General features: G+C 37.6%; 15 protein-coding genes. 10 read left to right on the forward strand and 5 right to left on the reverse strand.

Translation table 11 applies throughout. The features are described from left to right. Window positions 1-178 precede the first annotated feature (178 nt). The 7 genes from CCON33237_RS00510 to CCON33237_RS00540 all read left to right on the forward strand — a co-directional run bounded on the left by CCON33237_RS00510 (window position 179) and on the right by CCON33237_RS00540 (window position 6,191). Complete coding sequence (locus CCON33237_RS00510; RefSeq protein WP_054195931.1) at window positions 179-925, forward strand: carboxymuconolactone decarboxylase family protein; 747 nt, start codon at window positions 179-181, stop codon at window positions 923-925. Window positions 926-1,040: 115 nt separating this feature from the next. Beyond that, window positions 1,041-1,697, forward strand: coding sequence for a thiol:disulfide interchange protein DsbA/DsbL (locus CCON33237_RS00515; RefSeq protein ID WP_054195932.1), 657 nt, complete (start codon window positions 1,041-1,043; stop codon window positions 1,695-1,697). 8 nt (window positions 1,698-1,705) lie between these two features. Beyond that, window positions 1,706-2,326, forward strand: coding sequence for a protein-disulfide oxidoreductase DsbI (dsbI, locus tag CCON33237_RS00520; RefSeq protein ID WP_054195933.1), 621 nt, complete (start codon window positions 1,706-1,708; stop codon window positions 2,324-2,326). A 46-nt stretch (window positions 2,327-2,372) separates the two neighbouring features. Continuing rightward, complete coding sequence (locus tag CCON33237_RS00525) at window positions 2,373-4,022, forward strand: sensor histidine kinase (RefSeq protein WP_054195934.1); 1,650 nt, start codon at window positions 2,373-2,375, stop codon at window positions 4,020-4,022. Between the two features lies 1 nt (window position 4,023). Further along, window positions 4,024-4,704: a response regulator transcription factor gene (locus tag CCON33237_RS00530; RefSeq protein WP_021090255.1), complete on the forward strand. Its 681-nt coding sequence runs from the start codon at window positions 4,024-4,026 to the stop codon at window positions 4,702-4,704. A 90-nt stretch (window positions 4,705-4,794) separates the two neighbouring features. Beyond that, window positions 4,795-5,364: a hypothetical protein gene (locus tag CCON33237_RS00535; RefSeq protein ID WP_054195935.1), complete on the forward strand. Its 570-nt coding sequence runs from the start codon at window positions 4,795-4,797 to the stop codon at window positions 5,362-5,364. Between the two features lie 92 nt (window positions 5,365-5,456). Beyond that, entirely contained in the window at window positions 5,457-6,191 is a 735-nt protein-coding gene (locus CCON33237_RS00540) for a hydroxymethylpyrimidine/phosphomethylpyrimidine kinase (RefSeq protein WP_054195936.1), read from the forward strand. 3 nt (window positions 6,192-6,194) lie between these two features. Here the strand turns inward: CCON33237_RS00540 and CCON33237_RS00545 are convergent, their stop codons facing one another. Genes CCON33237_RS00545 through purM form a run of 3 tightly spaced genes read right to left on the reverse strand, consistent with a single transcriptional unit; the run spans window position 6,195 to window position 7,859 of the window. Further along, on the reverse strand, window positions 6,195-6,617 hold the full coding sequence (locus tag CCON33237_RS00545; protein ID WP_054195937.1) for an RDD family protein: 423 nt from the start codon (window positions 6,615-6,617) through the stop codon (window positions 6,195-6,197). A 1-nt stretch (window position 6,618) separates the two neighbouring features. Beyond that, window positions 6,619-6,876, reverse strand: coding sequence for a hypothetical protein (locus CCON33237_RS00550; protein WP_054195938.1), 258 nt, complete (start codon window positions 6,874-6,876; stop codon window positions 6,619-6,621). After that, window positions 6,876-7,859, reverse strand: coding sequence for a phosphoribosylformylglycinamidine cyclo-ligase (gene purM, locus CCON33237_RS00555; protein WP_054195939.1), 984 nt, complete (start codon window positions 7,857-7,859; stop codon window positions 6,876-6,878). The genes CCON33237_RS00550 and purM overlap by 1 nt, the downstream gene beginning before the upstream one ends. Window positions 7,860-7,939: 80 nt before the next feature. On the opposite strand from purM, the gene coaE reads away from it, so the two are divergent. Together coaE and dapF are read left to right on the forward strand one after the other, a co-directional pair. Beyond that, window positions 7,940-8,536, forward strand: coding sequence for a dephospho-CoA kinase (gene coaE / locus CCON33237_RS00560; RefSeq protein ID WP_054195940.1), 597 nt, complete (start codon window positions 7,940-7,942; stop codon window positions 8,534-8,536). Between the two features lie 47 nt (window positions 8,537-8,583). Beyond that, window positions 8,584-9,327, forward strand: a complete 744-nt coding sequence (gene dapF / locus CCON33237_RS00565; protein WP_054195941.1) for a diaminopimelate epimerase — start codon at window positions 8,584-8,586, stop codon at window positions 9,325-9,327. Between the two features lie 228 nt (window positions 9,328-9,555). Here the strand turns inward: dapF and rplT are convergent, their stop codons facing one another. Both rplT and rpmI read right to left on the reverse strand, forming a co-directional pair. After that, the gene (gene rplT / locus CCON33237_RS00570; RefSeq protein ID WP_054195942.1) at window positions 9,556-9,912 is read right to left on the reverse strand and encodes a 50S ribosomal protein L20; all 357 of its coding nucleotides are present in this window, start codon (window positions 9,910-9,912) and stop codon (window positions 9,556-9,558) included. 99 nt (window positions 9,913-10,011) lie between these two features. Beyond that, window positions 10,012-10,203, reverse strand: coding sequence for a 50S ribosomal protein L35 (gene rpmI / locus CCON33237_RS00575; protein WP_054195943.1), 192 nt, complete (start codon window positions 10,201-10,203; stop codon window positions 10,012-10,014). A 202-nt stretch (window positions 10,204-10,405) separates the two neighbouring features. Here rpmI and CCON33237_RS00580 point away from each other — a divergent pair, with 202 nt between their 5' ends. After that, complete coding sequence (locus CCON33237_RS00580; protein WP_054195944.1) at window positions 10,406-11,902, forward strand: C69 family dipeptidase; 1,497 nt, start codon at window positions 10,406-10,408, stop codon at window positions 11,900-11,902. Window positions 11,903-11,945 lie beyond the last annotated feature (43 nt).

Consider the following 11,945-nt stretch of genomic DNA (forward strand, 5'->3'; position numbering starts at 1 on the left):
TAATAAAAAATATTGCGTCCTTCGTAATTGTAATAAAACCTTATAACATAAAAATCACGATAAACTTTATAATGGCTTAAAACCTAAATTTATATTAAAAATTTTTGTCTTTTCGGATCTTAAGCTAGCATTTACGCTTTAGCACTTATAATCAGCCCCAAACAATGGAGCAAAACTTATGACACTAACTTACAATGCAAAGAAAATTTATGAAAATTGGTTTGACTCAAAAAGTGAGCTTGAAGAGAGCAATGCTAGCTTTTTAGAGGATTATTTAAATTTTTTAGGCGATATTAGTGAAGTGATAAATATTGATGAAAAAACAAGACTTTCGGTTATCATCGCCTCTCTTTGTGTGAGTAAAAGTGCAAAAAGCTCATTTAAAAGCTTCGTTAGGGCTGCTTTAAATGTGGGCATATCAGTAAAAGAGATAAGAGAAATTTTATATCAAGCAGTGCCTTATGCTGGGCTTGGCAAGGTAGAAGATTATATATTTTTAGCTGATGAAATTTTTAATGAGCGCTATATAGAGCCTGAAAATATGCCTAAAAAATCAAGAGAAGGCAGAGGTGAACGAGGCCTTGAGATACAAAGAAAACTCTTCCCAGCGGTTGATAAATTTATCGCATCAATGCCAAATGATCAAAAACATATAATGGATTTTTTATCACAAAACTGCTTTGGTGATTTTTATGCAAGAGATGGGCTTAGTTTAGAGCTTAGGGAGCTTTTGACATTTGTCTATATCACGACTCTTGGCTTTGCAAAGCCACAACTTTTAGGACACATTGCTGCAAATTTTGGCATCGGCAACGATAGAGCTAAACTAATAAGCGTTGTTACAACTCTTATACCATTTATAGGCTATCCAAGTGCTTTAAACGCATTATCAGCAATAAATGAGATAAGTTCTAGTAAAAATTAAATTTTTAATCAATGCGATATCTTATAAATTTCAGCAAAAATTTATTCTAGCGTTAAATTTGCGGTTGAGCTTGGTTGTAGAATAACTCAAAATAAATCATCTAAAGGAGATTATCATGAGTTTTCTATCTAAATTTAGTAAGGCTATCTTTGCTGTTGCGGTGGCTGGTGCGATTAGTGCTAGTGCATTTAGTGAGGGTGAGGACTACGTCAAGCTTGAAAAGCCGCTAAGCGCGGGACAAAATACGCTAGTTAAAATTTTTAGCTACGCTTGCCCATTTTGCTACAAGTATGATAAGAGCGTCACTCCAAAGGTAGTTGAGAAAATCCATGGGCTAAAATACGAACCATTTCATCTAAAGACAAAGGGCGATTACGGTGAGGTTGCGAGTAAGGTTTTTGCCGTGCTTATCGTTATGGACGAGGCAAAAGGTGTCGGCTTATTTGATGAAAATTCGCTATTTAAAAAGGCTAAATTTGCCTACTACAAGGCTTATCACGACAAAAAAGAGCGCTGGAGTGATGGCAAAGACGCTGAGGGTTTTTTAAAGACTGGACTTGAGGCTGCTGGCGTTAGTAAAGCAGACTACGAAAAAGAGCTAGCTAATCCAAAAGTGACTGAGCTACTTAAAAAGTGGGATGAGAGCTATGACGTGGCCAAAATTCAAGGCGTGCCAGCATTTGTCGTAAATGGCAAATACCTCATCATGACAAAATCAATCAGCTCGCTTGACGGCATGGCAGCACTCATCGAAGAGCTTCTTAAAAAATAAGGCGTCACATGAGCTTTTTTAAAAAAATGGCTAAATTTCAAGACTCACGCATCTCTTGGGCGATCCTAGTCTTTGTGAGCGTTGGGCTTGTCGTTATCGCGCACTCACTCTTTCAAAACTACGCTTATATGCCTCCTTGCGAGCAGTGCGTCTATATACGTTTTGCATTTTTATGTATGGCACTTGGCGGCGTGATCGCTATGATAAATCCTAAAAATTTACTATTTGCTCTAATTGGCTACGTCTTTGCCTTTTGGGGAGCGGTGCAGGGCATAATGTATAGCGTAAAGCTAGCTAAAATCCACGATGCGGTGCATGGCGATGATCCTTTTGGTGTGCAGGGCTGCTCTACTGAGCCACAATATCCATTTGGCTTGCCGCTTGAGAAGTGGGCGCCTGACTGGTTTATGCCAACAGGCGACTGTGGATATGACAGCCCTATGGTGCCTGATGGCGCGGTACTAAGTGATTTACAAAAGAGCATAGTTGATCTTTATGCGGACGGCTGGTATCTTGTGCCTTCATCTAAATTTATGTCGATGGCTGATTGTACGCTACTTGGGTTTAGTGTTTGTTTTGTAGTGCTTGCACTTATGCTCGTTTCAAAGCTTTTATCCTTTTTAAAATGAAATTTAGTTAGCCCAAATTTGGGCTAACTTAGGATATACTGCACGCATGGGTATTAATTTAAAATCACAAAATATTAAAATCTACGCCATCATCTTGCTTGCTAGCCTTTTTGTAATACTTCTTGGGCTAAATATTTACAGCAACGCCAAAGAGAAAATCATAGAACTATCTGATAAAAACAATATAGCAGTTAGCAAAAATATCGTAAATAACTTTCAAATTTGGCTTGATGAGCGTATAAATTCACTCATTCGTGCGTCAAAATTTATACAAAATGCAGACATCGTAGATGACGATGAAAAGATAGCTGGCTTTATAAAGCTCTTTAAACAAAACGCAAAAGAATTTGATCTAATGCAGCTTTTAAGGGATGATGGAGAAATTTTTGTAGATGGAGAGAAAATTTTAGAAGAAGTTATGCCAAAGAGCGAAAGAGCAGGGCTTATCTGGTATGTTGAGACAAAAAATACAAATGCCCCAAGTGTAAATTTTATGCAAAAACATAAAATTTTAAAAGGCTCAACTCTAAATTTATGCGTTCCAGTCACAAAACAAGCGAAATTTAAAGCAGCACTTTGTGGCGTCGTGCGTATAGAAAATATCTTTAATAGCATTAAAAATTTTAGCCTTGCGCCAAATTCTTACTCATTTTTAGTGACTCATAGCGGTGAAATTTTAACATCGATACCTGATCTTGCTTTAAAAAAAGAGATCGAGGAGAAATTTAAAGAGTTGTTTTTAAAAGATGAAGACATTACAAGCTTAAAAATAGGACAAAATTTAATCCAAGTAGCTGAGATACCAACGATAAATTGGTTCATAGGAGCTGGCACAAATAACGAAGAGGAAATTTCAGCTTTAACAAAAGAAGCTTTAAAAAATGCTCTAAGCTTGCTCTTTGCCTTCGTTGCGCTCACGTTTTTGGCAAATATTCTTCATAATTTTATGTATAACAAGATAAAAAAGATACAAGATGAGTATGAAACATTGCTAACTCATAGAGCCAAAATGAGTGAGGCTGGCGAGCTAATAAGTGGTATCAATCATCAATTCATTCAGCCTGTAAATTCGCTAAAACTAATGCTAAGCTCTTGCATAATGTTAAAAAAGGAAGGTAAATTAAGCAATGAGGAGCTAATAAATTTGCTTGAAAAAGGACAAAGCTCGGTCAAACTTCTTTCAAGTACTATTAAAATTTTTAGAAATTTTTATAAAAGCGCTGAAAATGTGAGCGAATTTGAGGTGCAAACAAGCGTTAAAAATCTAATAACCCTCATGCACACAGAGCTTAGCCGTGCAAATGTTAGTGTAAAATTTAGTGGCTTTAACGAACAAAAAGTTCGTCAGATAGAAAATATAATCCAACAAATTTTACTAATCCTAATACACAACGCAAAAGACTCACTTGTCGAAAGCTACAAAGATGAGCCACTAAAACGTATCATCGAGATAAAATTTAGAAGCTTTGAAGATAAATGCTATATTGGAGTTTATGACAATGGGAATGGCGTAAGCGAGCAAATGAGTGAGAAAATTTTTACTTGGCTAAATACCACCAAAAAGCAAGGAAATGGTATAGGACTTTATTTTGCTAAAAAGCTAGCGCAAGAAAAACTAAATGGTGATGTAAGGCTCGTAAATAACGCAAAGCCAACGGTGTTTGAGTTAAGTTTTGATATAAATTTAAAGGACTAAAATGCAAGAAGTCTTAGAAATTTTAAAAAAGACGTCCGTCTTGGTAGTCGAAGATGATGATATGGCAAGAGAGCTTATTATTAGCGGGCTTAAACCTTATTGCGAACAGGTAATTGGTGCTTGCAATGGACAAGATGGCGTGGAAAAATTTAAAAAGCAAGGCTTTGATATTGTGATGAGCGATATTCACATGCCAGTGCTTAACGGCTTTGAGATGATGAATGAGATGAAACGTACAAAGCCGCACCAAAAATTTATCGTCTTTACCTCTTATGATAGCGATGAAAATTTGATAAAAAGCATGGAGGAAGGGGCGATGCTCTTTTTAAAAAAGCCTATTGATATGAAGGATCTTAGAGCAATGCTTATTAGTTTAAGTTTTGAACGAGATGAAAAGCTAGTTTATTTAAGCGATGAGGTGAGTATAAATTTAAAAAGAGAGAAAATTTATAAAAACGGCATTGAAATTTATCTTAGTTTTTTGCAAAATAAGATATTTTGGCTCTTTGCTTATAATCTAAATAAGCTAGTTACTTATGAGATGATAGAAGAATTTGTCTATGAGAGCGATGTTAGCAAGGCGGCTATCCAAAATGTGATACTTCGCCTAAAACGCGAGCTTGGCGTGAAATTTAAAAATATTAGTGAGAGTGGATATATTTTAATCACAAAATCTGAATGATTTGGAATTATCGCCACCTTGTACCATAGTACAATATACAAAAGTAATTAAATATACTAAAATACCGACAAATAAAAATAAGGAATAAAGATGGCAGCAGTAGCTGGTATAGTTAAAAGCGTTTCATCTGATGTTATAGCGATAGACCAAAATGATCATGTAAGAGTTTTAGATGTAAATGATAAAGTATATATCGGAGAGGCTATAAAGGGCGAGAGCGAAAGTGCAAGCATTACAATCACTGCAAATGATGGACAAGATATATCAATAAACGGATACGATACTCTTTGGCTAGATAGTAGCGTAGTAAGCGATGATATTGGTGAGTCTAGCATAGATACTGACGCATTGTTTAAAGTGCTTCTTGGCAATGATTATGTATCGATTTTAGATCATATAAATGAAAAAGTAGATGATATCCTTAGCGCAACCAATTTAGAGCAAGAAGAGCCAAATGATGAGGCTAGTGTAAATATTAGTTTTAATGAAATAGATCCAAATTTAATAAATGAGCATGGATTAAGAGAAGATGATCTTTTAGCTAAAATGAATGAACATAAAGAGAGCGACAAACAAGTAGATCCTAGTTTTGAGCATACAAATCTTAACGCAACTACGATATATATAGATATCGATAACGACTTAAATAAACTTTCATAAATTTGAGCTTTTTGCTCAAATTTCTTCTGCTTTAAAAAACTCAAATTTATCTAATATCCTCTATAATAAGCCAAAAATTTCAAAGGAAAACGATGAAAAAAATTCTAATCATCGCAGGCTCTTGCAATAGTGGCACAGCTGGACTTCAAGCAGATATAAAAACATGTGCTAGGCTTAATTGTTATAGTGCAACAGCGGTAACTTCTTTGGTCGCTGAGACTACGGATGCTGTAAAGAGTGTAGTTTGCTTAGAGCCTAGTTTTGTCAAAGATCAGCTAAATACGCTTGCGGAAGAATTTAGCTTTGATGCGATTAAGATAGGCATGTTATTTAGTGAAGAGATCATGGAGGTGGTGCGTGAGTTTTTACTAACTCAAAATACCAAAGTAGTGCTTGATCCAGTTTGCGTCTCAAAAAGCGGACACAAGCTTATAAAAGATAGTGCGGTGACAAAGCTAAAAGATCTAATGAGCTTAGCTACGGTAACTACTCCAAATTTAGATGAGGCAAATGTGCTTTTTGGTGATGATTATAAAGATTTGCCTTGTGACGTCATCGTAAAAAAACATATCAGCGAAGATAGTAGCATAGACACACTTTATAAAAAAGATGGTTCGCTAAGAAATTTTAAAACCCCACTTGTTAATCCGCTTGTAATGAGTGGAACTGGTTGTAGCTTCTCAACTGCACTTGCTTGCTTTTTAGCAAAGGGCAAGAGCTTAGAGGAGTCTATACAACTTTCAAAAGAGTATATTTGCTCTATCATAAAAGAGAGCATAGATACAAAACTTGGTAAAAATCGCCTACTTTGGCATGGAGCGAAGTAAAATTTATCCCTCTGATCTTTGCACGGCAGCTGAGTGAGTGATGATGTCGTGCAGATTTAGTTTATCTTTTCTAAAGAAACAAAGGCAAAGTCCAAGTATGCTAAAGCCAGCAAAGGCAAAGCAAATTTGGCGCAAGATGGTGTGAAAAAAGCCTAGTTTTCTACCGGTTTTTAGGTTTATTAGATAAATTTCTTGTGCTTTGTAACCCGGAGTTTGTGCTTTTATGCTAAAAAAAAGGCACATTATAAGCGAGATCAGGCTATTTGCACCAAAAATAGCAATTTGGTTATGCAAAAATGCCTCTTTACCATCAAGCACAAGATATGTTGTCGCATAAAATATCGGCATACCGATGATAAAAAGATCGATGATAAAGGCCTTCGCTCTAGCCCAAACAGATGCGATTTTTGCCTTTTGTTTTGCCAATTTAATTTCCTGTATTTATGTAGATACGGCTAAATTTCTCCCAGTCATATAGATAGACTAGGTTGTCGCTCTCGCCGCTATCATGTGTGACGCAAAGCATAGTAGAGGCGCGTGAGACCTTGCACCAGTGATTATAGAGATCAAGTTTTTTGATATCACTTTCTAGTACACCAAAACAGCCTATATACTCATAAATGCTAAGATCAAAAAAGCTCTTATTTTCGGTCCTTAGCAAGCGTTTTTTGCTATTTTCTTGCATTAAACTAGCTCTACGCCTTTACCATTTACTACTTCACCGATCACGTAGCCATCGCTACTAGCTAGGACAGTATCAACGTTGTCTTTAGGCACAACTAATATCATGCCAACGCCCATGTTAAAAGTCCTCATCATCTCGCTTTCTTCTACTTTTTGAGCGATGATTTTAAAAATTTCAGGCGTTTTTATAACGCTTTTTTGTACTTTTGCACCAAGTCCAACAGGGAAGACGCGAGGTAGGTTTTCAACTATGCCACCACCTGTTATATGCGCCATTGCTGTGATCTTGTCTTTTAAACTTAAAAAGTCGCTCACATAAATTCTTGTTGGCTCAAGAAGCACGTCGATGAGCTTTTTATCGCCTACTTTTTCATCAAATTTTAGTCCAAGCTCGCTAACTACTTTTCTTGCAAGAGAGAAGCCATTTGAGTGCAGACCGCTACTTGGAAGCGCGACTAAAACATCACCAGCTTTTACAAATTTGCTTCTGTCGATATCGTCAGCCTCAGCGATACCCACGGCAAATCCAGCAAGATCAAAGTCGCCCTTTTCATACATCGACGGCATCTCGGCTGTCTCACCGCCTATCAGCGCGCATTGCGCCTTTTTGCAGCCATTTGCGATGCTTTTTACCACCTCTTTGGCACTCTCTATCTCAAGCTTTGCAGTCGCGTAGTAATCAAGGAAAAAGAGCGGTGTAGCGAAGTTGCAGATGAGATCATTTACGCACATTGCGACTAAATCCTCGCCAACGCCGTCAAATTTCTTGGTGTCGATAGCTAGGCGAAGCTTTGTGCCAACGCCATCAGTCGCTCCTAAAATGGCTGGATTTTTATATCCACTTGGTAGTCTGACCGCTCCTGAAAATGACCCAATACCACCTATAACGTTTGGTGTTTGTGTAGATTTTACGAAAGGCTTTATCGCCTCAACAAAGCTATTTCCAGCATCTATATCCACTCCAGCATCTTTATAGCTTATCATCTTTGCCCTTTTTTGTAATTTTCTAAAACTTTAGCCAAAAGTTGCTAAAATTGTCATCAATTTTCAAAAATGGAGCGAGTTTGCAGAAATTTCCAAACGCTTATGTCATTACAGGCTCTATTGCTAGCGGTAAAAGCACAGCTATAAATTTGCTAAAAGAACGAGGCTTTAGTGTGATTGATGCGGACGTGATCGCTCATGAGCAGCTTGAAATTTGTAAATGTGAGATAGTGGAATTTTTTGGAGAGCAAATTTTAGACGAAGCTGGCAAGATCGATCGACAAAAACTTGGTGTCATTGTTTTTAAAGACCCAAAAAAATTAAAAATTTTAGAGCAAATTTTGCATCCAAAGATAAAGGAAGAAATTTTATCTCGTGCTGCGAAGCTTGAGTGCTTGGGGCAGGTTTATTTTGTCGATATCCCTTTATTTTTTGAAAAAGAGGATCGCTACGCTGAGTTTAAAAATGTAGCTGTAATCTACGCACCAAAAGAGCTTTTGCTAAGCCGCTTAATGAATCGAAACGGTCTAAATTTAGAGGATGCAAAAGCTAGAGTAGAGCTTCAGATGGATATTGAGCAAAAGCGAAAAAAGACAAATTTTATCATAGATAACAGTGGCGATAAAGAAAATTTAGAGCAAGAACTAGAGAAATTTCTAAGGCAAATTTGCGGCTGAGTTTATATAAATTTGGCAAAAAATAGAGCAATTTTAAAGGAAAAATAATGCAAGTTTCAAAGTACAACGCTAGTGGCAACGATTTTGTAATATTTCATACATTTTTGAGCAAAGATAGAGGCGAGCTAGCAAGGCAAATTTGCAGCCGAACGAACAGCGTTGGAGCTGATGGGCTCATCGTACTTTTGCCTTACGAAAAGGGCGTGAAATGGGAGTTTTACAACAGCGATGGAAGTTACGCTGCGATGTGTGGCAATGGCTCGCGCGCGGCTGCTAGATATGCCTATCTAAACGGCCTTGTAAGTTCAAACGAATTTGCCTTGCTAACCGGCAGCGGCGAGGTGATGGCAAGCGTGAAAGATGAGTGCGTCGAGGTCGTGCTAACAAGTCCAAAAATTTTAAGCGAGCCACTAAATGAAGGCGGCAAAACTTGGTATTTTTATGATACTGGCGTGCCTCACCTTGTAAATTTCACACAAAATTTAGAGGAATTTGACGTCAAAGAGTGCAGGGCGCTTCGTCAAAAATACAATGCAAATGTAAATTTAGCCAAATTTGAGGGTGGAGTTTTAAAGGTTAGAACCTACGAAAGGGGTGTGGAGGACGAGACGCTAGCTTGTGGCACTGGCATGGCGGCTTGCTTTTACGGCGCTACTTTAAATTTAAACGCACCACAGAGCCTAAAAGTCTATCCAAAAAGTGGCGAGGAGCTTGGGCTTAGGCTTGAAAACGGCAAAATTTTATTTAGCGGAGCGGTGAAACACTGCTTTGATACGAGTGTTGAAATTTAGCTTTTAGGGTGAGTTTTGGAGCCTACTCTTAGCTAGTTATGGTAAATAAATTTTTAAATTTATATTACTAAATTTGTGCCTAGCTGATGAAGTAAAATTTTTATAGTGGCTTTAATTTGAAATTTGAATACAAAATAACTAAGTTAAAAACTCGAAAAATAAATTTTAATAAAAATTTGAATAGAAATTTAAAAAAAAGAAGATCTCCGCCGAAGCGGAGAAAAGGTGTTATTTCAAAGCATCTTTTGCTTGTTTTGCAAGTGCCGCAAATGTCTTCGCGTCATTCATAGCTAGATCAGCTAAAATTTTTCTATCAAGTTCGATCTTAGCTTTGTTTAAGCCGTTGATAAATCTTGAATAGCTAATATCGTTTAGTCTGCAAGCTGCGTTGATACGAACGATCCATAAACGTCTGAAATCACGTTTTTTCTGGCGTCTGTCGCGGTATGCGTAAACTAAACTTCTCTCTAGTTGCTCTTTAGCTTTTCTAAAATGTTTGTGTCTAGCACTGAAAAAGCCACGTGCTAACTTTAAAACTTTCTTATGGCGTCTTCTTCTAACTACGCCTGTTTTTACTCTTGCCATATTTATCCTTTTACAAATTGGCGCTCACAAAGTGAGTCTTGCCCCTAAATTTGGGGGAGTTTGAATGACTTTTTTGTCAAAAACTTAAATCTAAGCTGCTTATACGCCGAGCATTTTGCGAACGGCTGAGACGTTTGTGCTATCCACGTAGTGTGGTCCACGAAGGTCTCTCATACGCTTACTAGGTTTTTTTGTTAAGATATGGCTTCTAAAAGCAGAGCCTCTTTTTATCTTATTTTTACCTACTTTAAAGCGCTTAGCAGCACCGCGAACGGTTTTCATCTTTGGCATGCTAATCCTTTTTGAAATTTTATACGCAAGTGCGTAAGTTTTGGATTATAGCGAAAATACCTTTAGAAAATTTAAATTTCACTTAGACAAAATTTGCAATAAATTTACATTAAACTTAAAAGAATTTTAAAATTTATAATTAAATTATTAAAATTTACATATAATCACAAAAAGAAATTTTATTTCACTAAAGGAGTAAATAATGAAAGGCAAAATTCTTGCATCAATCGTTGCTATGAGTGCGATTTTAGGCACAAGTAGCTTGGCATGCACTACCATTTTAGTAGGAGATAAAGCTTCAAATGATGGCTCCATGCTGGTCGCTAGGAGCGCAGATAGCAAGGCTATAAAAGCTCAAGTCTTTTTGATACATCCAGCTACGAAAAATCAAACTGGCATGCACAGCTCAAAGGCGCATGACGGCGCAAATGACTTTACATATCCGCTCCCAAAAGATGGCATGAGATACACAACCATCGCAAATTCTCACACAAAACTTCACGGAGCTGTCGGCTACAATGAAGCTGGCGTTGGACTAAGTGGCACCGAGACCATATACGCAAAAGATGAGCTTTTAAAGATCGATCCATATAATGAAGAGACCGGTATCACCGAAGATGACATCCCAGACGTGCTTTTGCCACGTATGAAGAGTGCAAAAGATGGCGTTAAGCTTCTTGGTGAGATAGTTGAGACAAAGGGCGCCGGAGAAGGCTTTGGCGTAGTATTTATTGACGCAAACGAGCTTTGGTACTTTGAAACAGGTACAGGTCACAAGTGGATCGCTACAAAGATCGCTCCAGATGAGTATTTCGTCACTGCAAACCAAGGCAGACTTCACGCCTATAAAGAGAATGATCCAAATTTCATGGGCGCAAAAGACGTCATTAAATTTGCGATTGATAACAAGACTTATGACCCTGCAAAAGATGGCGAATTTAACTTCACAAAGGCTTATACAAGGGATGATGAAAGAGATGTGACTTACAACTACCCACGCGTTTGCTGGGTACAAAGCATGTTTAACCCAAGTCTAAAACAAGACTTCGCCGATGGTCAGAAATTTCCAGTATTTTTAAAACCAGAGAAAAAATTAGGCGTTGAAGATCTAAAAGCTGCAATGAGAGCCCACTACAACGGCACTGCGTTTGATAACTACGCTAGCAAAGACGAAGATAAGAAAAATGTCTACCGCGCCATAAGCGTCTTTAGAACATACGAGTCTCACGTCATGCAGGTGCGCCCATGGCTACCAAAAGAGATCGGCCGTGTGACTTACGTAGCTCTTGGCATGGCTGATCTTAGCGTTTATTTGCCGTATTACGAGGGGCTTGATGGCTTTATAAAAGGCTACTCAGACGGCTCATACGACGCTGATGACACTTCGATATACTGGGTTTATAGAAAGCTTCAAACCCTTGTGATGACTGACTATGAGAAGTATTCGCCAGTGGTAAAAGAGGCATACGCTAAATTTGAAAAAGAGTTGGCGGTAAAACAGGCTAAATTTGAAGATGAGTACGTCAAACTTTATAAAAAAGATAAGAAAAAAGCGGACAAACTCTTAAATGAATTTAGCCAAAAGACAATGCAAGAGGCTAAGGATCTAACTCAGGAGCTTACAAATAAGGTCTTTACTATGCTTACAGCTGATATGGATGCTAAGCTAAAATCCCTAAATAAAGGCAAAAAAGACTAAACATTCTGGGCGCGAAATTTAGTAGCGCCCAAACTTTAAACAA

It is taken from the genome of Campylobacter concisus, assembly GCF_001298465.1.
Taxonomy (GTDB): Bacteria; Campylobacterota; Campylobacteria; order Campylobacterales; family Campylobacteraceae; genus Campylobacter_A; species Campylobacter_A concisus.